General features: G+C 71.4%; 19 protein-coding genes. 12 read left to right on the top strand and 7 right to left on the bottom strand.

All coding sequences use genetic code 11. The features are described 5' to 3' along the window. The first annotated feature begins 14 nt into the window (after nt 1-14). The 5 genes from P1K89_RS25565 (at nt 15) to P1K89_RS25545 (ending at nt 6,243) form a co-directional block, all read left to right on the top strand. Nucleotides 15-1,385, top strand: a complete 1,371-nt coding sequence (locus P1K89_RS25565; RefSeq protein ID WP_284619362.1) for an acyclic terpene utilization AtuA family protein — start codon at nt 15-17, stop codon at nt 1,383-1,385. A 4-nt stretch (nt 1,386-1,389) separates the two neighbouring features. Continuing rightward, nucleotides 1,390-1,761 (top strand): AtuA-related protein, encoded by a 372-nt coding sequence (locus tag P1K89_RS25560; protein WP_284619361.1) that lies wholly within the window; start codon nt 1,390-1,392, stop codon nt 1,759-1,761. 35 nt (nt 1,762-1,796) lie between these two features. Next, a complete protein-coding gene (locus P1K89_RS25555; RefSeq protein ID WP_284619360.1) occupies nt 1,797-2,768 on the top strand; it encodes a Bug family tripartite tricarboxylate transporter substrate binding protein in 972 nt (323 codons plus the stop codon). 138 nt (nt 2,769-2,906) lie between these two features. Next, nucleotides 2,907-5,024, top strand: a complete 2,118-nt coding sequence (locus tag P1K89_RS25550) for an alpha/beta hydrolase domain-containing protein (protein WP_284619359.1) — start codon at nt 2,907-2,909, stop codon at nt 5,022-5,024. A gap of 61 nt (nt 5,025-5,085) precedes the next feature. Further along, entirely contained in the window at nt 5,086-6,243 is a 1,158-nt protein-coding gene (locus P1K89_RS25545; protein WP_284619358.1) for a GntR family transcriptional regulator, read from the top strand. On the opposite strand, the gene P1K89_RS25540 is transcribed toward P1K89_RS25545, so the two are convergent. Further along, nucleotides 6,161-7,555, bottom strand: a complete 1,395-nt coding sequence (locus P1K89_RS25540) for a class-II fumarase/aspartase family protein (protein WP_284619357.1) — start codon at nt 7,553-7,555, stop codon at nt 6,161-6,163. The genes P1K89_RS25545 and P1K89_RS25540 overlap by 83 nt on opposite strands. A gap of 188 nt (nt 7,556-7,743) precedes the next feature. On the opposite strand from P1K89_RS25540, the gene P1K89_RS25535 reads away from it, so the two are divergent. Both P1K89_RS25535 and P1K89_RS25530 read left to right on the top strand, forming a co-directional pair. Beyond that, nucleotides 7,744-8,751, top strand: a complete 1,008-nt coding sequence (locus P1K89_RS25535; RefSeq protein ID WP_284619356.1) for a porin — start codon at nt 7,744-7,746, stop codon at nt 8,749-8,751. A 14-nt stretch (nt 8,752-8,765) separates the two neighbouring features. Next, nucleotides 8,766-9,737, top strand: coding sequence for a Bug family tripartite tricarboxylate transporter substrate binding protein (locus P1K89_RS25530; protein ID WP_284619355.1), 972 nt, complete (start codon nt 8,766-8,768; stop codon nt 9,735-9,737). A gap of 13 nt (nt 9,738-9,750) precedes the next feature. Here P1K89_RS25530 and P1K89_RS25525 read toward each other — a convergent pair whose 3' ends face one another. After that, on the bottom strand, nt 9,751-10,485 hold the full coding sequence (locus P1K89_RS25525; RefSeq protein ID WP_284619354.1) for a BPSS1780 family membrane protein: 735 nt from the start codon (nt 10,483-10,485) through the stop codon (nt 9,751-9,753). Between the two features lie 45 nt (nt 10,486-10,530). Next, on the bottom strand, nt 10,531-11,250 hold the full coding sequence (locus tag P1K89_RS25520; protein ID WP_284619353.1) for an alpha/beta fold hydrolase: 720 nt from the start codon (nt 11,248-11,250) through the stop codon (nt 10,531-10,533). A gap of 170 nt (nt 11,251-11,420) precedes the next feature. Between P1K89_RS25520 and P1K89_RS25515 the strand changes: the two genes are divergently transcribed. From P1K89_RS25515 to P1K89_RS25505, 3 genes are all read left to right on the top strand, one after another. Next, the gene (locus P1K89_RS25515; protein WP_284619352.1) at nt 11,421-11,900 is read left to right on the top strand and encodes a (2Fe-2S)-binding protein; all 480 of its coding nucleotides are present in this window, start codon (nt 11,421-11,423) and stop codon (nt 11,898-11,900) included. Continuing rightward, nucleotides 11,897-14,137 carry a xanthine dehydrogenase family protein molybdopterin-binding subunit gene (locus P1K89_RS25510; RefSeq protein ID WP_284619351.1) on the top strand — a complete coding sequence of 747 codons (2,241 nt, stop codon included), beginning with the start codon at nt 11,897-11,899 and terminating at the stop codon, nt 14,135-14,137. Before P1K89_RS25515 ends, P1K89_RS25510 begins: the two co-directional genes overlap by 4 nt. A 136-nt stretch (nt 14,138-14,273) precedes the next feature. Then, complete coding sequence (locus tag P1K89_RS25505; RefSeq protein ID WP_284619350.1) at nt 14,274-15,020, top strand: M48 family metalloprotease; 747 nt, start codon at nt 14,274-14,276, stop codon at nt 15,018-15,020. Between the two features lie 50 nt (nt 15,021-15,070). Here P1K89_RS25505 and P1K89_RS25500 read toward each other — a convergent pair whose 3' ends face one another. Both P1K89_RS25500 and P1K89_RS25495 read right to left on the bottom strand, forming a co-directional pair. Continuing rightward, nucleotides 15,071-16,102, bottom strand: a complete 1,032-nt coding sequence (locus P1K89_RS25500; protein ID WP_284619349.1) for an extracellular catalytic domain type 1 short-chain-length polyhydroxyalkanoate depolymerase — start codon at nt 16,100-16,102, stop codon at nt 15,071-15,073. 100 nt (nt 16,103-16,202) lie between these two features. Further along, the gene (locus tag P1K89_RS25495) at nt 16,203-17,246 is read right to left on the bottom strand and encodes a histone deacetylase family protein (protein ID WP_284619348.1); all 1,044 of its coding nucleotides are present in this window, start codon (nt 17,244-17,246) and stop codon (nt 16,203-16,205) included. Between the two features lie 110 nt (nt 17,247-17,356). On the opposite strand from P1K89_RS25495, the gene P1K89_RS25490 reads away from it, so the two are divergent. Both P1K89_RS25490 and P1K89_RS25485 read left to right on the top strand, forming a co-directional pair. Then, a complete protein-coding gene (locus P1K89_RS25490) occupies nt 17,357-17,617 on the top strand; it encodes a hypothetical protein (protein ID WP_284619347.1) in 261 nt (86 codons plus the stop codon). Between the two features lie 50 nt (nt 17,618-17,667). After that, nucleotides 17,668-18,363 carry a hypothetical protein gene (locus P1K89_RS25485; RefSeq protein WP_284619346.1) on the top strand — a complete coding sequence of 232 codons (696 nt, stop codon included), beginning with the start codon at nt 17,668-17,670 and terminating at the stop codon, nt 18,361-18,363. A gap of 29 nt (nt 18,364-18,392) precedes the next feature. Here the strand turns inward: P1K89_RS25485 and P1K89_RS25480 are convergent, their stop codons facing one another. Next, nucleotides 18,393-19,061, bottom strand: coding sequence for a M23 family metallopeptidase (locus tag P1K89_RS25480; RefSeq protein ID WP_284619345.1), 669 nt, complete (start codon nt 19,059-19,061; stop codon nt 18,393-18,395). 6 nt (nt 19,062-19,067) lie between these two features. Then, nucleotides 19,068-20,066, bottom strand: coding sequence for a L,D-transpeptidase family protein (locus P1K89_RS25475; protein ID WP_284619344.1), 999 nt, complete (start codon nt 20,064-20,066; stop codon nt 19,068-19,070). Nucleotides 20,067-20,145: the final 79 nt, after the last annotated feature.

Raw genomic sequence — 20,145 nt, 5'->3', positions numbered from 1 at the left:
CCTAGAGTCGGCGCATGCCTTCGCTTTTCCCCACCGCCAAGGCCGACACCCTGCTGGTCGGCTGCGCGGCCGGTTTCTCGGGCGACCGCACCGATGCCGCGACGCCGGTGGTGCGGGCGCTGGCCGCGAGCGGCCGGCCGGCGGCACTGATCTTCGAGACGCTCGCCGAACGCACGCTGGCGCTGGCGCAACTGGCGCGGCGCGCCGATCCGGCCACCGGCTACGAGCCGCTGCTCGACGCGATGGTGGCGCCGGTGCTGCGCGACTGCCTGGACCACGGCATCCGCATCGTCAGCAACTTCGGCGCCGCGAACCCGCGCGGCGCGGCGCTGCGCATCCGCGCCATCGCCCGCGCGCTGGGGCTGCGCGCACCGCGCATCGCCATCGTCTTCGGCGACGACGTGTCCGGCCCCGAACACCGCGAGGCCTTGCTGCAGCAGGCCGGCGACGCGCTCGCCGGCCGCGACATCGTCAGCGCCAACGCCTACCTCGGCGCCGAGCCGATCGCCGCGGCCTGGCGCGCCGGCGCGGACGTCATCGTCTGCGGCCGCGTCGCCGATCCGTCGCTCACCGTCGGCCCGGCGCTGGCCCACCACGGCTGGGCGGCGGACGACTGGGACCGCCTGGCCCGCGCGACGATGGCCGGCCACCTGCTCGAATGCGGCGCGCAGGTCTCGGGCGGCTATTACGCCGACCCGGGCCTGAAGGACGTGCCCGGGCTGGCCACGCTCGGCTATCCGATCGCCGCGATCGACCGCGACGGTGGCTGCGTCATCGGCAAGCCCGACGGCACCGGCGGCCTGATCGACCAGCACACGGTGAAGGAGCAGTTGCTGTACGAGGTGCACGACCCGGCCGCCTACCTGACGCCGGACGTCACCGCCGACATCGGCGCGGCCGAAGTCACCGAGCTCGGTGCGGACCGCGTGCAACTGTCCGGCGTGCGCGGCCACGCCCGCCCGCGCGAGCTCAAGGTCAACGTCTGCTTCGAAAGCGGCTGGCTCGCCGAGGGCGAGATCTCCTACGCCGGTGCGCGCGCCGAGGGCCGTGCGCGGCTGGCGGCGCAAGTGCTGCGCGAACGCCTCGCCGGCCTGGGCCCGTTGCGCGCCGACCTGATCGGCGTGGCCAGCGTCTTCGGCGACGACGCCGGCCGCTGGCTCGATGCACAAGCCCCCGGCGAGGCCCGCGACGTGCGCCTGCGCGTCGCGCTGCGCCATGCCGAGCGCGCCTCGGCCGAACGGCTGCTGCGCGAGGTGACCGCGCTGTACACCTGCGGCCCCGCCGGCGGCGGCGGCGTGCGCACCGCCATCCGGCCGACGCTGGGCACGGTGTCCGGTCTGCTGTCGCGCGATGCGGTGCACAGCGGCTTCGAGATGCTGGACTGAAGCCATGCACACCACCGACAAGACCCTCACCATCCCGCTGTGGCGCGCCGCGCACGGTCGCACCGGCGACAAGGGCAACCGCTCGAACATCAGTGTCATCGCCTGGCATCCGGCGCTGTACCCGGCGATCGTCGAGCAGTTGACGGAAGCCCGCATCGCGGCCCAGTTCGCGCACCGCCGGCCCGCACGCATCACGCGCCACGAACTGCCGACCCTGCACGCGCTGAACATCGTGCTCGACGAAGTGCTCGACGGCGGCGTCAACGATGCGCTGAACCTCGACAGCCATGGCAAGGCGCTGTCCTTCCTGCTGCTCGACCTGACGATCGACCTGCCCGCCGAGCTCGCGCCGCTGCTGCGCGGGCCGGCCGACTGAATTCCGCACCCGACACATCCCCAGGAGACAAGCCCATGAACCCGCTGCACTTCACGCGCCGCACCGCGCTGGCCGCCGCCCTCGCCGCCACGTCCTTCGCGGCCTTCGGGCAGGCCTGGCCCGCGAAGCCGGTGAACTTCATCGTGCCCTTCGCCGCCGGCAGCGCGACCGACCAGCTCGCGCGCGCGCTCGGCCAGTCGCTCACCGAGCAGACCAAGCAGGCGGTGGTCGTCGACAACAAGGCCGGCGCCAGCGGCATGCTCGCCGCGCAGGCCGCCGCGCGCGCGCCGGCCGACGGCTACACGGTGCTGATCACCACCAACACCACGCACGCGGCCAACGAGCACCTGTACAAGAAGCTGGCCTACGACCCGGTGAAGGACTTCGCGCCGGTGACCGGGCTCGGCAAGGGCGGCCAGGTGCTGGTGGTGCGCGCCGATGCGCCGTACAAGACCGTGGCCGACCTGCTGGCCAAGGCGAAGAAGGACCCCGGCAAGCTGAGTTTCGGCAGCGGCAGCTCGTCCAGCCGCGTCGCCGGCGAGATGTTCAAGCAGCTGTCGGGCACCGACATCCTGCACGTGCCCTACAAGAGCAACCCGAACGCGGTGACCGACCTGCTGGGCGGCCAGATCGACCTGATGATCACCGACACCGCCACCGGCCTGCCGCAGATCAAGGGCGGCAAGCTGCGCGCGCTGGGCGTGTCGACGACCAAGCGCATCCCGCTGCTGCCTGACGTGCCGACGATCGACGAGGCCGGCGTCAAGGGCTACGACATGGGCTACTGGTTCGCCGCCTACGTGCCGGCCGGCACGCCGGCGCCGGTGGTCGCGCGGCTGCGCGAGGTGCTGGTGGCGGCCGTGAAGAGCGCGCCGGCCAAGGCCTTCTTCGACGGCAGCGGCGCCGAGGCCTGGTCGACGACGCCCGAGGAGCTGGCGAAGTTCCAGGCCGCCGAAACCACCAAGTGGGGCAAGGTGATCAAGGCCGCCGGCATCGAAGCCGAATAACGCCCCCCGCGCGCGCCGCAGCGGCGCAGCGCGTTCCCGCATTGCCTGCCTTCCGCAGCGCGGCCCGACAGCGATGGGCCGCGCGGGCGGCGCTCGTCCGCGCGCCGCATTCCTTCACCGACCGTGAGAGACCCGACCATGAAGCGATCCCTTCTGTCGATGGCGGCCTGCGCCGCCGCCTTGCTGGCCGCCTGCGGCGGCAGCGGCGACGACACGCCACCACCCGCCGCGACACCGCGGCTGACACTCGCGATCACCGCGACCGAGGACGTCGCCGGCAGCTACGGCAACGTCGGCGCCTACGAGAAGCTGACCGGCACGATCAGCGGCGAGCTCGATCCGAAGGATGCGCGCAACCGCGTGATCCAGGACCTGGAGCTCGCGCCGGTGAACGCCAACGGCATGGTCGAGTACAGCGCCGACTTCGTCGTGCTCAAGCCCAAGGACATGGCCAAGGCCTCGGGCGTGCTGCGCTACGACGCGCCGAACCGCGGCAACATCCTGACCATGCCCAACCCGGCTGCCGTGCCGGGCGATGCGGTGTACTTCGAGCGCGGCTACGTGCTGCTGTACTCGGCCTGGCAGGGCGACGTGCCCAAGAGCACCGCGGCGCGGCTGACGGTGAACGTGCCGGTGGCGAAGAACAAGGACGGCAGCAGCATCACCGGCCCGTACCGGACCGAACTGGTGCCCACCGCCGCGACGCCGGTGATGACGCTGCCCGGCGGCGTCTTCAACGGCACGATGATCCCGTACGCACCGGCGAGCCTGGACAACAGCCAGCCCGGCTACTCGCTGACGCGCCGCATCAACGAGACCGACCCGCGCATCGCGATCCCGCCCGCGGACTGGAAGTTCGCGGCCTGCGACGCCGCCGCGAACCCCTTCCCCGGCACCCCGGACGGCACGCGCATCTGCCTGAAGGGCGGCTTCGATCCGAAGTACCTGTACGAGCTGGTCTACGTGGCGAAGGACCCGAAGGTGATGGGCGTCGGCCTCGCTGCGCTGCGCGACACGGTGAGCTTCTTCCGCAGCACGGCGGCCGACAGCAGCGGCAAGGCCAACCCGCTGGCCGGCCGCATCACGCACGTGATCGGGCAGGGCACCTCGCAGTCCGGCAACGCGATGAAGACCTTCCTGCACCTGGGCTTCAACGAGTCGCTGCGCGGCGGCCGCGTGTTCGACGGCCTGTATTCGCACGTCGCGGCGCGGCAGACGCACGTCAACACCCGCTTCGCCGTGCCGGGCGGCGGCGGTGGCCTGCGCACCGACCACACCGCCTTCGGCCAGACCGCGCCGCGCGGGCTGGCGAAGGACTATGTCGACGACGTCGCCGGCCGCCAGGGCGGCGTGATGCAGCGCTGCGAAGCGAGCAGCACCTGCCCGAAGTTCATGCTCGGCCTGTCGGGCACCGAGTTCTGGCAGCTGCAGGGCTCGCCGGTGCTGACCGATGCCTACGGCTTCCGCGACCTGGTGCAGCCCGCGAATGCCCGGATCTACTACTACGCCAGCACGCAGCACGGTGGCCCCGGCGGCACCGCGAGCATCAGCTACGCGCCGGCGCGCAACGTCTATCCCGCCGGCACCGTGGTGCACTTCAACGACACCTTCCGCGCGCTGTTCGTCGCGCTGGAGGACTGGGTGGTGCGCGGCACCGAGCCGCCGGCCAGCGCCGTGCCGCGCATCGCCGACGGCACGCTGGTGCGGCCCGAGGCGCTGCGCTTCCCGGCGATCAAGGGCCTCGCCTGGCCGGTCAACGGCGTGCCGACGCCGGTGCCGGACTTCAACTACCTGGCCCGCCACAACGGCTTCCCGCTGTTCGACTTCGGGCCGAACTACCGGCCGCAGGACGAGTCCGGCATCGCCAGCGTGCTGCCGCCGGCCTACCTGAACCGCGACTACGCGATCCTGGTGCCGCAGGTCGATGTTTCGACCGGGCTGACGAAGGCGGGCATCCGCAGCGTCGAGGCGCGCGTGCCGCTGGGCACCAGCATCGAGTTCAACTACGTCGCGACGCCGGGCATCGTCGACCTGTCGAACCTCACCGGCAGCTTCCTGCCCTTCCACAAGGCGAAGGCCGCGCGGCTGGCGGCCGGCGACGAGCGGCCGTCGCTGGAGGAGCTGTACGTCGACCAGGCCGGTTACGTGGCGGCCGTGCGCGGCGCGGCCGCGGCGCTGGTGGCCGAGCGCCTGCTGCTGCAGCGCGATGCCGACCGCCTGATCGCGCAGGCGATCGCCAACCCGGTGCTGCCGTGACGGCAAGTCGCTGCGCACGCACACGCGCCGGTGTATCGGGCGTGTGTTGTATTGTGTTGGCATGCGCAGCACCTCCTTCGACCTCGACCAGTTCCTCGACGAGCTGGCCCGCGATGCCCGGCCCGGCGACCGCCTGCCGACAATCCGCGAGCTGATGCGCCGCTTCGGCGCCTCGCAGATGCTGGTGCAGCGCGCGTTCCAGAACCTGAAGGCGCGCGGGCTGATCGAGTCGCAGGTCGGCCGCGGCACCTACTTCGTGGGTCGCGGCGGCCCGGCAACGGCGGCGGATGCACCTCGGCCCGCGACCGCCAGCACCGAGCGGACGCGGCAGTCCGGCGCCAAGTCGGTGCTGCTGCTGCGCCGCTCGATCAGCATCGCGCGCGGCCGCGTGCTGGTCGAAGGGCTGCAGCGCCGCCTCGCGGCGGAGGGCCACCGCGTGCTCGAGCTGTCGTACTCCGATCCGGAGCACGCGCTGGCGGCGCTGAAGGGCCTGCCGCGTTTCGATGCCTGCGTCGTGCAGTCGACCTTCAAGACCATTCCGATCGGCCTGCTCGCCGCGCTGCGAGACAAGAGCGAGGTGCTGGCCGTCGACGGCGCCGCGCTGGTCGGCACCGATGTCGAGGCCGTCGGAACCGAATGGGGCGAGCCGCTGGCCGCGGCCGTCGCGCTGCTGCGCCAGCACGGTCACCGTCGCATCGCCTACGCGAGCACCACGCATCCCTTCCTCGCAACGCAGCTCGGGCGTCGGCGCTTCGAGACGCTGCGGCGCACGCTCCCCGAGCTCGAACTGCATGAGGTCGACGTGCCCGGGCTGCCGGACGGCGACTACGCGAGGGCGCTGGTCGAGCAGCTGAAGGCGGCGCTCGGTGCGGGCGGACAGTTGCCCTTCAGCGCGCTGGTGGCGTGGGGCATCGAGGACGGCGCGCGCTTTCGCAGCCTGCTCGCCGAGGCCGGCCTGCCGATACCGGCCGCGTTGAGCGTGGTGCTGCTCGGTCGCACCGACCTGCCCAACGAGCATGCCGACTTCTTCCACACCGTCGGCTGCAGCGTGGCCGACCAGGTCGACGCGCTGAACCAGGTGCTGCACGCGCGCTGGGCCGACCCGTCGGCGCCGTACGGCGTGCGGCTGACGCCGGTCACGGCGCGCGCGGGGGCTTCGGTCGCGGCGCCGGCGAAAGCGGCGGCCGAGCGTTCACGCGCTCGACCGTCTCGACCGTGAGCGCCGCCGACTCGCCGAGGTAGGCCGCGGGGTCGAGCGCCTGCCGCACGTCGTCGGGCAGGCCGCGGGCGGCGAAGGCCGGCAACTCGCCGAGCGCCGCCTCGAAAGGCACGCCGTCGGACTGCGCGCGCTGTGCGGCGTCGTAGAGCGCACGATGCGCCTGGTGGCGCCCCATGCGACGGGTCAGCCGCATCATCACCGCTTCCGACGTGATCAGGCCATCGGAGAGCCCGAGGTTGCGCCGCATCGCAGCCACGTCGACCACCAGTCCGCGCGCCAGCCGGCCCAGCGTCTCGGCGATCGACACGGCGAGGATCGCGATCTCCGGCAGCAGCGTGTCGGCCACGTTGGTCGCCGACGAGTCGCCTTCGTCCATGCGCACCATCGCCTCCAGCGCCAGCGGGATGCGCCCGCGCAGCAGCCGCGCCAGGCTGGCCAGCAGTTGCGCGGTCGATGGATTGCGCTTGTGCGCCATCGTCGAGCTGCCGACCTTGCCGTGGTGGAAGGCCTCGGCCACCTCGCCGACCTCGGTGCGCTGCAGGAACACCAGGTCCTGCGCGATCTTCTGCGCGGTTCCGGCGAGCAGACCGAGCGCGGTGACGTAGTCGGCGGCGCGGTCGAACGAGCCGCGCATCGGCAGCCCGGCCGGCTGCAGGCCGAGCCGCGCCGCCAGGCGCGCCTCGACTTCGCGGCCGGCGGCACCCGTCGCCGCGAAACTGCCGATCGCACCACCCATGCAGGCGGGAAACGAGGGCGCGAGCCGCTCGGCCAGGCGCGCGCGGTTGCGGTCCAACTCGTCGATCCAGCCCGCCAGCTTCAGGCCGAAGCTCATCGGCAGCGCGTGCTGGCCGTGGGTGCGGCCGGGCATCACGGTCAACCGGTGCCGCAGCGCGAGCTCGCCGAGAGCGCCGATCGCGGCGTCGAGGTGGCCCGCGAGCAGCGCATGCGTCTGCACCATCTGCAGCGCCGCGGCGGTGTCGAAGACGTTCTGCGTCGTCGCGCCCCAGTGGATGAAGCCCGCCGCGGGCTCGCCGCAGAGCGCCTCGAAGCGGTGCAGCACCGGCACCAGCGGATGCTGCGCGAAGGCGATCTCTTCGGCCAGGCGCCCGAGGTCGAAGCACTGCGCGTCCGCCTTCTCGCCGATCGTGCGCGCGGCGTCGCCAGGGATCAGCCCGAGCTCGGCCTGCGCCTGCGCGAGCGCCGCTTCGACCGTCAGCCACGCCTGCAGCGTGGCGCGGTCGCTCCACAGGCGCTTGGCGTCGTTGCTGAACCAGTGGCCAGTGACGAAGGAGTCGAACATTCCGATGGACATGGCGGGGCCTGAAGTTGTACGGGGTCGAATACATATTGTATTTGGGACGAACCACCCAGTGAACAAACCTCAAGGGCCATCCACCCTCACATCAGGGCGATCGATACATTACGCTTGACGCAATACAATACATTGACATACGCTTCGACCCATCGGCCATCGACGCCGAGGTCCACCAGGAGACAGACGTGAAGGTTCTTCCATCGGCGCAGCGCGTCGCCGCCGCCGCCGCGATGGCGCTGGCCGCGTTCGGCGCAGCGCAAGCGCAGTCCACGGTCACGATCTACGGGATCATCGACCAGGGCCTGGTCAAGGCGAACAGCGGCACCACGCCCGGCGCCTTGCTGCCGGGGCGCGGCGCGGCACCGGATGTCTGGACGATGAAGGCCGGCAACACCTCGCGGCTCGGATTCCGCAGCCAGGAAGACCTGGGCGACGGCCTGTACGCGCGCTTCCAGATCGAGCACCGCTTCGCCGCCGACACCGGCACGCCGAGCAATGCCAGCGTGTTCTGGCTCGGCCGTTCGGTGGTCGCCGTCGGCTCCCGGACCGCGGGCGAGCTGTACGCCGGTCGCGAATACTCCGCCGCCTACGCCGTCGCGCTGAATGCCGACCCGACCTACTGGAGCTATGTCAGCCAGCTCGGCTCGGCCTACACCTACGCCAACTACACGCCGGTCGCGGCGACCATCGAGGCGTCCAACATCCGCTGGAGCAACACCGTGGGCTACAAGTCGCCGAGTTGGGCCGGCGTCAGCGTCGAGCTGGCCACCGCGTTCGGCGAAGGCACGCGCAAGCGGGCGTCGTCGGGCAACGTGCAATACCGGCAGGGGCCGCTGTGGGTCGCCGCCGCCTTCGATCGACTCGATGCGGCCACAAACCTCGCGCTCGTCGCCGCGGGCTACGACTTCGGCTTCGTCCAGCCCAAGGCCAGCTTCAGCCGCGCCGAAGGCGGGCTGAATGGCGATGCGACGTCCTGGACCGTCTCGGCCCTGATGCCGCTCGACTTCGGGCGAACCTACGTGGCCTTCGGCCGGCTGAGCCCGGCGACCGGGTTGGACGCCTCCATGGTCGGCGGCGGGCTGCAATACGACCTCAGCAAGCGCACGCTGCTGTACACCAACGTCGGGTCGGCCAAGCGCGACGGGCTGACGCGCACGACGGCGGTGGACGTCGGCGTCAAGCACACGTTCTGAAGGAGAACACGCACATGATCCGCAGAACCTGCAGTTCGCTGCTCGCGCTGGTGGCCTGGACGGCCCTCGCCGGTCCCGCACACGCCCAGGCGGACCGCCCGATCTCGCTGGTCGTCGGCTACTCGGCCGGCGGCAGCGCCGACTTCGTCGCGCGCGTCGTCGGCGCGGAGCTGGCCAGGCGCCTGGGTCGGCAAGTGATCGTCGAGAACGTTGCCGGCGCCAGCGGCATGCTGGCCGTGCAGAAGGTGCTCAATGCCCCCGCCGACGGCAGCCTGATCTACCTGGGCGGCACCGACACCGTGCTCGTTCCGATGGTCAATGCGAAGGTCCGCCTCGACTGGGAGCGCGACCTGCTGCCGCTCGGCCGCATGACCACCGTGCCGATGGTCTTCGCGGTGCCCAAGGCCTCGCCGCACGGCACGCTGGCCGAACTGCTCGCCGCCCTGCGCAAGAGCGGCAAGGACAGCTTCAACTACGCCACGCCCGGCATCGGCACGATGCAGCACCTGTACGGCGCGCTGATCAACAAGCAGGCGCGGATCTCGATGCTGCACATCCCCTACCGCGGCGGCGCGCAGATCGCCAACGACCTGGTCGGCCAGCAGGTCGACAGCGCGATGCTGGTGCTGTCCACCGCGATGCCCTTCCTGAAGGACGGCCGCATCAAGGCCCTGTCGGTGTCCGACCTCGCCCGCGTGCCGCAGCTGCCCGACGTGAAGCGCATCGGCGAGGAAGAAGGCTTCGCCGGCATGGCGCTGCCGCTGTGGCAGGGGCTGTTCGTCAAGGCGGGCACGCCGGCCGCGACCGTGGCCGCCTACGAGAAGGCGCTGCTCGAGGCCATGGCGCAGCCCGAGCTGCGGGCCAAGCTGCAGGACGCGGGCTTCAACGTGACGCCGGTGAACGGCGCCGCGCTGCGCGCCTTCATCAAGCCGCAGGCGGCACTGGTGCGCGAGATCGTCAGCAGCGCCGGGATCACGGCCGAGTGAGGTCTCTGCGTGCTCAGGTGCCGCCGAACAGGTCCTTGTAGGCCACGTAGGCGGTGAGCAGCGCCACCGGCGCCAGCACGATCCAGCCCAGGCCCGCCGGGATCGACGCGACGATCGACGCGACGAGGTAGACCACGCCCCACAGGATGAAGGGCACGAAGTTCTTCAGGCTGGCGGCGAAGCTGGTCTTGATGGCGTCGATCGGCGACAGCTCGTGGAAGACCACCAGCGCCGGTGCGAACCACACGGCCATCGACAGCACGAAGGCGAAGGCGATGCACAGCAGGATGAAGACCAGGCCGGCGCCCATCGCGGCGAACATGCCGCCGGCCGAGCGGTGCGCGCCGCTCATGCCGAAGCCGAAGGTGGCGCCGACACCCAGCACGCTCATCAGCAGGCCGAACACGACCACCGCCGCCAGCAGCAGCGCGCCGATGATCGCCAGCGGCTGCGCATGCGTCTTGAATGCCACGAACAGGTCGGCCGGCTGGGGCGCGACGCCGGCCTCGGCCTTGCGCGCGGTGATCATGAAGCCGCCGACCAGGATCGGCGCCAGCAGCGCCGCCGCAATGCCGCCGAGGAAGGGGATGAAGGCCAGCACGAAGAAGATCAGCAGCAGGATCAGCGACAGCACGATCCACATGCCGGCGTGCTTCGTGAACATCGCCCACGCGTCGGTCCACCAGTTGATGCCGCGGCCGGCGTCCACGCTGCGCGCGTCGATGCTGCCCTTGAATGCGTCGTCCATCGTCAAAGCCTCCGTCCCTTGTGGGGCGCTGTAGTGGCGGCGAGTCTAGCTGCGCGCCGTCGCCGCCAGCCACCCGCGCAACACCTCGGTCACCGCCGCCGGCTGCTCGATCGTCGACAGGTGGCCGCAGTCCTCGATGACGGCCAGCTGCGCCGCGGGCACGCGCTCGGCCATCGCCTGGTGGTCGGCCAGCGGCGTCACCGGGTCCTGGCGGCCGCACAGCACCAGGGTCGGCACGCGCACGCGCTCGAGGTCGGCCCCCGAATCGGGGCGGCCGAGCATCGCGGTCTGCTGGTTGCGCTGGCCCTGCGCGCCCACGGAGCGCGCCATGTCGCCGAGCAGCGCTACCAGCGCCGCGTCGTCGCGGTGCGCCGGCAGCAGCCAGCGCTTGGGCAGCTCGGGGATCAGCGCGTCCAGGCCCTGCTGGCGCACCAGCTCGATGTCCTTGCGGCGTCCATCGGCCTTCGGCGGCGTGTCGGCGGCCGCGGTGGTGTCCATCAGCACCAGGCGCTCGATGCGCGGCAGCGCGCGGCGGATCACCTCGAAGGCCACGTAGCCGCCCAGCGACAGCCCGATCAGCGTGAAGCGCGGCGGCGCCACGGCCAGCACCTGCTCGGCCATCGCGGCCATGGTGTCCTGCTCGCGCAGCACGACCACGCGGCAGCCGTGCGTGTCCAGCAAGGCGGCCGTCTGCGCGGCGTAGAGGCGTTCGTCGGCCAGGTGCGCACAGACGAAGACGAGGGTGGGGCGGTCGGCGTCGGCCATCAGGGCTCTCCCGGAGTTGTTTCGCTTCGGAACAAGGCAATCGTCTCGCCCGATGGTGACAGCGGCAAAGCCCCAATGCGAATGCGGTTGATTGGTGTGAGCATCGCAGCGCCGCGGCCGAGTCGCACACTCGCCGCCTTCCGTTTCCCGTCGCCACACAACGAGACACCATGAGCACCACCTTGAAACTCAACGGCAAAGCGGTGACGCTGCAAGCCGATCCGTCGACGCCGATCCTCTGGGCCCTGCGCGACGAGCTGGGGATGACCGGCACCAAGTTCGGTTGCGGCGCCGCGCTCTGCGGCGCCTGCACCGTGCACATGAATGGTGCGGCCATCCGGTCCTGCGTGACGCCGATCTCCGCCGCCAAGGGCGCCGACATCCGCACCATCGAGAGCCAGGACGCCGACCAGGTCGGCAAGGCGGTGATCGACGCCTGGGTCAAGCACGACGTCGCGCAGTGCGGCTACTGCCAGAGCGGGCAGGTGATGAGCGCGGTGGCGCTGCTGAAGGCCAACCGCAAGCCCACCGATGCGGACATCGACTCGGCCATGGCCGGCAACATCTGCCGCTGCGGCACCTATCAACGCATCCGAGCGGCCATCAAGGACGCCGCCGTGACGCTGGGCATGCAAGGGAGCGCCGCATGATCGCCGACCGCCTGATGCAACGTGCGGCGCAGGCCGCGCTGGACGCCAAGCCTGCCGCCGGTCTGACGCGCCGCCGGTTCGCGACGCTCACCATCGGCGGCAGCGTCGGCCTGGCGCTGCTGCCGTTCGCCACACTCGCGCAGCAGCAGCCCAAGCTGCCGCCGGGCCAGTCGCCGTTCGAGCAGCCGGCCGCCTTCGTGACCATCGGCCGCGACGGCATCGTCACGGTGCTGTGCAACCGCATGGACATGGGGCAGGGCATCGAGACCGCGCTGGCGATGGTCTGCGCCGAGGAGCTCGAGGCCGACTGGGCCTCGGTGCGCACCGGCTTCGGCAACGCGAAGCCGAACTACATCGACCCGGCCTTCGGCATGCACCTCACCGGCGGCTCGAACTCGGTGAAGAACAGCTACCTGCAGTACCGCGAGCTCGGTGCACGCACGAAGGCGATGCTCATCGCCGCGGCGGCCGAGCAGTGGAAGGTGCCGGCCGCGCAGGTCACCGCCGAGCGCGGCGTGTTGAAGGGCCCGGGCGGCAAGAGCGCCCCCTACGGCACGCTGTTCGACGCGGCGATGAAGCAGCCCATTCCCGAGAAGGTGGCGCTGAAGGACCCGAAGGACTTCAAGATCGTCGGCAAGCCGACCGGGCTGAAGGTCTCGCGCGCGAAGTCCAGCGGCCGCCAGACCTACGGCATGGACGTCAAGCGCCCCGGCATGCTGGTGGCGGTGATCGCGCATCCGCCGGTGTTCGGCGCGAAGTTCAAGGGCTTCGACGACGCCGCGGCGAAGAAGGTGGCCGGCGTGCGCGCGGTGCTGCCGGTGGACCTGGACCGCGGCGCGCGCGGCGTCGCGGTGGTGGCCACCGGCTACTGGCCGGCAAAGACCGCACGAGAGGCGCTGAAGATCGACTGGGACCTGAGTGGCGTCGAGAAGAACGACACGCCGAAGCAGCTGGCGCAGTACCGCGAGCTCGCGAAGTCCGGCGGTAACCTGGCGCCGAACCCGAAGCTGCGCGCCGACGTCGCCAAGCTGGCCGACGCACCGCACAAGCTGTCGGCCGAGTTCGTCTTCCCGTACCTCAACCACGCGCAGATGGAGCCGCTGGCCTGCACCGTCGAGCTGAAGGCCGATCGCTGCGACATCTACACCGCCTCGCAGATGCCGGGCGTCGACGCGATGGCCATCGCGGCCTCGACCGGGCTGAAGCCCGAGCAGGTGAACATCCACGTGCAGATGGGCGGCGGCGGCTTCGGCCGGCGCGCGGTGCCGACCTCGGAGTACCTGCTCGAATCGGTGGCCGTCGCGAAGGCACTGGCCGCCGCGGGCAAGGCCGCGCCGGTGAAGGTGATCTGGAGCCGCGAGGACGACCTGCGCGCCGGCTACTACCGCCCGTTCACCGTGCACCGCGCCGAGATCGGCCACGATGCGCAGGGCAATGTGCTGGCCTGGGACCACCGCATCGTCACGCAGAGCATCGTCGGCGGCACGCCCTTCGAGGCCTTCATGGTCAAGGAAGGCGTCGACGACACCGCCGTCGAGGGCATGCGCGATCCGTACAACGTGCCGATGCGCGTGGCCGTGCATCACCCGAAGGTCAACGTGCCGGTGCTGTGGTGGCGCTCGGTCGGCTCGACGCACACCGCGTTCGTGATGGAGACGCTGGTCGACGAGATCGCCGACGCAACCAAGCAGGACCCGGTCGCCTACCGCCTGAAGCTGATGGGCAGCGGCCCCGAACATGCGCGGCACCGCGCCGCGCTGCAGCTGGCTGTGGAGCAGTCCGGCTACGGCAAGAAGACGCTGCCGGCGCACCTGCACTGGGGTGTCGCGGTGCACGAGAGCTTCGAGTCGGTGGTCGCCTACGTCGTCGAGGCGGGGCTCAAGGACGGCAAGCCGGTGATCGGCCAGGTCACCGCCGGCGTGCACTGCAACTTCTGCGTCAACCCGCGCACCGTCGAGGCGCAGGTGCAGGGCGCGGCGACGATGGCGCTGTCGACCACCTTGCCCGGCGCGGCGATCACCTTCAAGGACGGCGTCGTCGAGCAGAGCAACTTCAGCGACTACCCCGTCGCGCGCATGACGGATGCGCTGCGCATCGCCGTGCACATCGTGCCGAGCAGCGATCCGCCCAAGGGCATGGGCGAGCCGGGCCTGCCGCCGTTCGCGCCGGCGCTGGCGAATGCGCTGCGGCGCGCGGGCGCGAAGCCGCAGCGGGAGCTGCCGTTCAAGCTGGCGTGAAAGCCGCAGGCGCCGGCGTGACGAAGTAGGCGGGCGCGTCCGGCGCTGAAACCAACGAAACCGCGGTCGACACGCGGCTGAGATGCAGGGCGCCCAAAGTGGTGCCCTGCTTCGTACCAGCCTTCGGGAGACCGTGATGAACCTGCACCGCCGCCACGCGCTGTTCCTGCTGCCTGCCGCCGCCCTCGCGCCGCAGGCCTTCGCCTTCGACCTCGGCAAGGCGCTCGGCGCCGCCAAGGGCGCTGCCGCTGCCGCCAGCCTGTCCGACGACGACATCCGCGCCCACTCCAGCCGCATGGCCGAGCAGATGGACGCGCAGTCGAAGATCGCGCCGGCCGCCAGCCCCTACGCCAAGCGCCTGGCCGCGCTGACGCAGAGCTGCCGCGAGGACCAGGGCCTGGCACTGAACTACAAGGTCTACCTGACCCCCGAGGTCAACGCCTTCGCGCTGGCCGACGGCTCGATCCGCTTCTACAGCGGGCTGATGGACATGATGACCGACGACGAGATCCGCTACGTCGTCGGCCACGAGATCGGCCACGTGCAGGCCGGCCATTCGAAGAAGCGCATGCAGGTGGCGATGAGCTCCGGCGCGATGCGCGATGCCGCCGCCGCGGCCGGCGGCAAGGCCGCGGCACTGGCGCAATCGGACCTCGGCGATCTCTTCGTCAAGGTGGTGCGCGCGCAGCACTCGCAGTCCAACGAGAACGAGGCCGACGACTACGCGATGCAGTTCCTGTCGCGCCGCCAGCACGACCGCCGCGCCGCGGTCACCGCGCTGGAGAAGCTCGACAAGATGAGCGGCGGCGGCAGCTCGAACTGGCTGTCGACGCACCCGGCCCCGCGCGACCGCGCGCAGCGCATGCGCTCGCAGCTGGCCTGACCGCGACGGGCCCTCGCCGGCCCCGGCGCGGCGCGCGCCGACGCCGCGACTCAGCGCGGCGCGAGGCTCGAGAAGAACGTCCAGATCCGGTCGTTCGCGTCCAGAGCCTGCGACGGGCTTTCCTTGCCGCGCCGCGTGATCGCCGCACCGGGCCAGGAATGCCCGCCGTCGCTGGTGACGCACAACTGCACCGACTGCCGGTCCGCGCAGGCCGCGTACTTCTCGCAATAGGCGCCGGGCACCTCGAGCACCCGCTCAGGCGTGCCCCGGCACTGCGCCCGCTCGACCCAGCGGCGGATGGTCTCGGGCACCGAGACGAACTCTGTCACCTTGCTGCGGTCGCGGAACGCGCCCGCGCCGGCGCCACCGTCGAACAGCACATGGTCGTCGTTGCGGGCGTGGATGTGCAGCACCGAGACCGGCTTCGACGGCCGGCACGCGGCCACCCCCTCGGTGCCGGCGACCGACGCGACGGCGCGGAACACGTCGGCGGCCTCGCAGGCCAGGCGGTAGCTCATCATGCCGCCATTGGACATGCCGACGGCGAAGATGCGCTGCGCGTCCACCGGGTGGCGGCGTTGCACCGTGGCGACCACCTCGCGCAGGAAGCCGACGTCGTCGATCGCCCGGTCGCGCGCATCGCCGCAGCAGTTGCCGGCGTTCCAGGTCGCGAACTTGCCGCCGGGCAGCCTGCTGTAGCCGTTCGGGTAGACGACCAGGAAGCCGGCGCTGTCGGCCTTGCGGTTCAGGCCGTAGCGCTCGTCGTCGGCCATGTAGGCCGCGAAGCCGCCACCGCCATGCAGCGCGACGACCAGCGGCAGGGTCGTGCCCTCGCGCACGCCGGCCGGAACGTGCACGAGCACCGTGCGCGTCATGCCCTGGTGCGAGACCGCGAGCTCCTGCAAATCCGATGGCGTCGCGCGGGGCGGCCGTTGCTGCCGCTGCTCGATGCGCTCACGCATGCGATCGCGCCAGGCCGGCCCCTGCTCGGCCTGCTCGGCCTGCGCGGCTTGCGTGGCACCGGCCGCCAGGAAGATGACGCCGATCGCGAGGCGCAGGAAACCACCGGGTCCGAAGTGCATGGTCAGGCGCGATGTCGTGCGATGCAGAGAGCTTGTGCCGGACGTGTCAAGCGAAGTCGGCCCTTGTGCAACTGGTTCGTAAAGTGCCGCGCCAAGCCGGTCACGAACCGAAGCCCTCGAGCACGTTGACCACGTTGATGCCGACCTCGGCGACCGCATAGCCGCCTTCCATCGTGAACACGGTGGGCAGCCCGAGCGCGGCGATGGCCGCGCCGATCTTCAGGTAGTCCGCGCTCGCGACGCGGAAGCGCGAGATCGGATCGCCTTCGAAGGTGTCGACGCCGAGCGCGATCACCAGCGCCTCGGCGCCGAAGCGCCGCACCTCGGCCAGCGCATGGTCCAGCGCGGCCGACCAGCGCATGAAGTCGGTGCCGGCGGCCAGCGGCAGGTTCAAGTTGAAGCCGAAACCTTCGCCGGCGCCGTGCTCGTCGGCATGGCCCAGGAAGAACGGGTACTCGGTGGCCGGGTCGCCATGGATCGAGACCGTCAGCACGTCGGACCGTTCGTAGAACAGGCTCTGCGTGCCGTTGCCGTGGTGGTAGTCGATGTCGAGCACCGCGACGCGCCGTGCGCCGCCGTCGCGCAGCGCTTGCGCGGCGATGGCGGCGTTGTTCAGGAAGCAGTAGCCGCCGAAGAAGTCCGGGCCGGCATGGTGGCCGGGAGGGCGGGTCAGCGCCATCGTCGCCCGCGGCGCACCCCCGGGCAGCAGCGCGCGGGCCGCGTCGATCGCGCAGGCCGCGCCGGTGCGTGCCGCCTCCCATGTGCCGGCGGTCAACGGCGAGCCGGCATCGAACGAGAACAGGCCGACACGCGCGGCGAAGTTGGCCGGCAGCACGTCGGCACGAAAGCCGCGCACCGGCCACACCGAGGGCAGCACGTCGAGTGCCGCGTTCGCCGGATCGAGCGCCACCCACTCGTCCCACGCCGATGCCAGGAAGTCGACATAACGCGGCGCATGCACGCGGCGGATCAGCGCCCCGTCCGCGTCGCCCGGCGTGCGCAGCGCGCCGACCGGCCGGCGCTGCAGCTCGTCCATCACATGCTGCAGGCGCGCGGGCGTCTCGTGGCAGGGCACCAGCCGGCCGCGGTACATCTCCTGGCGGCCGTCGTGGCGGGCATGGGCGGGGTTGTGGAAGATCAGCATCGAGCGATTGTGTAAGGAATGCAGGCCTGCGACCTACCAATGCCCGTGGCGCCGGCTGCGCTGCGCCGCTCCAACCAACTCCCACCACCCCATCCCCTCAGGAGAACCCCTTGGCCTTTCAAACCACGAAGAAGATTGCCACGGCGCTGGCGCTCGGCATCGCCGCTCTGTCGGTGCAGGCAGCCGATGTGAGCAACGGACTCAAGCAGAACGGCATCTCGATCAACGGGATCCAGATCAACGGGATCTCCATCAACGGGATCTCGATCAACGGGATCTCGATCAACGGGATCTCCATCAACGGCCTCGAAGCCCCCACCCAGCACGCACTGTCGGTGCGCGCCCTGGCCAGCCAGTCGCTGGCGCAGTGATCGGCGGCATGCCGCGCGCCGTCCCGCGTGCGCTGCGGCTGCCCGCGTCCGTGGCGCTGATGGCGGCGTGCATCGGCGCGTCGGCGCAAGGGCCGGCGGGTGAACCCCCCAGCGAACAGCCGGTGCGAACCCTGCGAGACACGCCGCTGACGCAGTCGGCCGACGGTCGGCAAACCCTGAAGTACCTGGTGTCCTGCGCCCTGCCGGCCGGGGCCCGGGTGCGCCATGCGAACGGGGGCGATGCCGTCGTGCTGCAGGGGGACCTCGGCCTGGCGCCGGCATGGCTGGACCGCGGGCTGGATGCCGCAGAGGAACTCGCCGTCTCCGCCTGCATCTTCGCCCGCACGAATCACTTCGCTCGCACGGTACGCATCAGCCTGCGCAGCGATCGCCCTTCGGCACCGGCCGGCCTGCGCGCCGATGCGCCGGAGCAGGCCGCGTTCGACCGCTTCGAAGCCGCCTTCTTCGGCAATCTGTTCGCGGCACAACCCCGGGCCTACGTCTGCGGTCCGACCCTCGACGTCGGCCAGCGCAACGCCCGCGAACGATGGCTCGCGAGCCACAGCCGGGTGTGTTCGCTCGTCATCGGCCAGCACGCCGGCCGCGACATCACGGCCTGCGGCTTCATCCACGTCGGGGAGTGCGTCGCGCCGAACCTGACCCAGGAGGGCATCGACCACGCATCCAGCGCGATCGGCGTCTTCCTGCCTGCGGCCGACGGTCCCGGGCTCGACCGGATGCCCTGACCGGCGAGGGTCGGAAGGGGCGCAGCCGGTCAGCGCGGCCCGCCAAGGAACAGCGGGTACGGATTCACCGGCGTGCCCTTCCACCACTGGCGTTCCGGACCCAGCCGGAACAGCGCGAAGTGCAGGTGCGGCGCTTCGGGCGACGCGTTGCCGGTGAAGCCGACCGTGCCGATCGCATCGCCGGCATCCAGCCACTGGCCTTCGTGCAGCCCGTCGGCATAACGATCCAGGTGAGCGTAGTAGTAGGCATAACGTTCGGTCGGATCGAACTGGTAGACCGTCAGCCCGCCCGGCTCGCTGGTAAACAGCTTGACCACGCGCCCCGGCGCCACCGCGACCACCGGCGTACCGCGCGGCGCCAGGATGTCCAGCGCTTCGTGCGGGCGGTTGCTGCCGCGCCGCTCGTCGTAGGTGTCGCGCAGCATTGACGCATCGACGCCGGCGACCGGCACCCGCAGTGCCCCCGGCGACGGGGGAACGCCGCTGCGCTGCGGGGCGGGCACCACGGGTGGCCCGGGCGCCTCAGGGGCCGACGCCGGGCTGGCCGCCGCCTGCGGCGCCGGCGCGGCCGGGGCGCCCGGCGCCCGCCGCCGCTGCTGGTGCTCGCGCACCGCCTCGTCGCTGCAGCCGCCGATCGCCAGCACGGCGGCCAGCACGGCGACCAGCCCCGCGACGAACGCGCGCTGCCGTCCTGCCATCGGCGGTCACGCCAGCACGTCCACCACGGTGCCGGCCTTGCCCAGGGCCGCCAGCCGCTTCGCGTCCCAGTTCGTCAGATGCACGCAGCCGTGCGTTTCCATGCGGCCGACACGCGACGGTTCCGGCGTGCCGTGGATGCCCCAGTGCGGCTTGCTCAGGCCGAGCCAGGTGCTGCCGACCGGGTTGTTCGGACCGGGGCGGATCTCCACCTTGCGGTGGTTCGGCTTGGCGTCCCACATCAGCGACGGGTCGTAGGTGAAGCTAGGATCGTCGACCTCGTTCTTGATCTGCAGGCGCCCGAGGGGCAGCGGATCGTTCCGGCCGCCCAGGCTGACCGGGAAGGCCGCGAGCGGCCGGCCCTGCGCGTCCAGCACCAGCAACTGGCGAGCCGATTTCAGCACCCGCACGGACGCGGCGGTGTGCTGCGGCTTGGTCTCGAGCACGGCGGGCACGACCCACGCGATGCCCGCGGCGAGCGGACGGCCCCGGTTCAGGTCCTGCAGCAGCCGCGGCGCGGCATGGAACTTTTCGGCCAGGCCTTCGAGCGGTGTCTCGTAGCCGAGCTGCGGCAGCTCTGCGCGGGCCATCAGGTCCTGCGGCACCTTCTGGAACGGGCCGCGCAGGTCGTCGTCGGTGATCGTGTAGCGCACCAGCGGCGCCGGCCGGCCATCCTGCAGCGCGTCCCACGTCGCGCTGTCGACGCGGCCGGTCGGCCGCAGCCCGCGCGACGCCTGGAACGCCGCGACGGCGTGGCGCATGTTCGCCGCGTAGAGCCCGTCGATCTCGCCCGGCGAGAACCACTGCCGGTCCAGCAGCACCTGCGCCCGCACGACCGCCGCGCCCCGGTTGCCGGGGCCGAGGGCAGGCAGGCGGTCGCCGCGTTCGATGGCCAGGATCAGTCCGTCGGACGGGGCGGCGGCGGGCGGCTTCGCCCACGCTGGGCCCGTACCCACCGTACCCAGCAGGCCCAAGATCAACCACGCGAAGACAGGCAGGGGACGCATGCCCAAATAGCGGCAAGCGGTGTTCCCGGCCCGCACGCGCTGCCGGCGAACCCCAATGGCAACGAGCGCCGGCGCGGCT

It is taken from the genome of Aquabacterium humicola (assembly GCF_030167915.1).
Lineage (GTDB): Bacteria > Pseudomonadota > Gammaproteobacteria > Burkholderiales > Burkholderiaceae_C > Pseudaquabacterium > Pseudaquabacterium humicola.
The sequence above is the reverse complement of the archived record's forward strand: the minus strand, read 5'-3'. Positions and strand labels throughout refer to the sequence as shown.

What these genes read in the sequence shown, in the direction of transcription:
- P1K89_RS25555 (WP_284619360.1), top strand. Translation starts at nt 1,797, where the DNA reads ATGAACCCGCTGCACTTCACGCGCCGCACCGCGCTGGCCGCCGCCCTC.
- P1K89_RS25515 (WP_284619352.1), top strand. Translation starts at nt 11,421, where the DNA reads ATGAGCACCACCTTGAAACTCAACGGCAAAGCGGTGACGCTGCAAGCC.
- P1K89_RS25500 (WP_284619349.1), bottom strand. Translation starts at nt 16,102, where the DNA reads ATGCACTTCGGACCCGGTGGTTTCCTGCGCCTCGCGATCGGCGTCATC.
- P1K89_RS25550 (WP_284619359.1), top strand. Translation starts at nt 2,907, where the DNA reads ATGAAGCGATCCCTTCTGTCGATGGCGGCCTGCGCCGCCGCCTTGCTG.
- P1K89_RS25540 (WP_284619357.1), bottom strand. Translation starts at nt 7,555, where the DNA reads ATGTCCATCGGAATGTTCGACTCCTTCGTCACTGGCCACTGGTTCAGC.
- P1K89_RS25545 (WP_284619358.1), top strand. Translation starts at nt 5,086, where the DNA reads ATGCGCAGCACCTCCTTCGACCTCGACCAGTTCCTCGACGAGCTGGCC.
- P1K89_RS25510 (WP_284619351.1), top strand. Translation starts at nt 11,897, where the DNA reads ATGATCGCCGACCGCCTGATGCAACGTGCGGCGCAGGCCGCGCTGGAC.
- P1K89_RS25560 (WP_284619361.1), top strand. Translation starts at nt 1,390, where the DNA reads ATGCACACCACCGACAAGACCCTCACCATCCCGCTGTGGCGCGCCGCG.
- P1K89_RS25565 (WP_284619362.1), top strand. Translation starts at nt 15, where the DNA reads ATGCCTTCGCTTTTCCCCACCGCCAAGGCCGACACCCTGCTGGTCGGC.
- P1K89_RS25480 (WP_284619345.1), bottom strand. Translation starts at nt 19,061, where the DNA reads ATGGCAGGACGGCAGCGCGCGTTCGTCGCGGGGCTGGTCGCCGTGCTG.
- P1K89_RS25525 (WP_284619354.1), bottom strand. Translation starts at nt 10,485, where the DNA reads ATGGACGACGCATTCAAGGGCAGCATCGACGCGCGCAGCGTGGACGCC.
- P1K89_RS25505 (WP_284619350.1), top strand. Translation starts at nt 14,274, where the DNA reads ATGAACCTGCACCGCCGCCACGCGCTGTTCCTGCTGCCTGCCGCCGCC.
- P1K89_RS25495 (WP_284619348.1), bottom strand. Translation starts at nt 17,246, where the DNA reads ATGCTGATCTTCCACAACCCCGCCCATGCCCGCCACGACGGCCGCCAG.
- P1K89_RS25530 (WP_284619355.1), top strand. Translation starts at nt 8,766, where the DNA reads ATGATCCGCAGAACCTGCAGTTCGCTGCTCGCGCTGGTGGCCTGGACG.
- P1K89_RS25520 (WP_284619353.1), bottom strand. Translation starts at nt 11,250, where the DNA reads ATGGCCGACGCCGACCGCCCCACCCTCGTCTTCGTCTGTGCGCACCTG.
- P1K89_RS25475 (WP_284619344.1), bottom strand. Translation starts at nt 20,066, where the DNA reads ATGCGTCCCCTGCCTGTCTTCGCGTGGTTGATCTTGGGCCTGCTGGGT.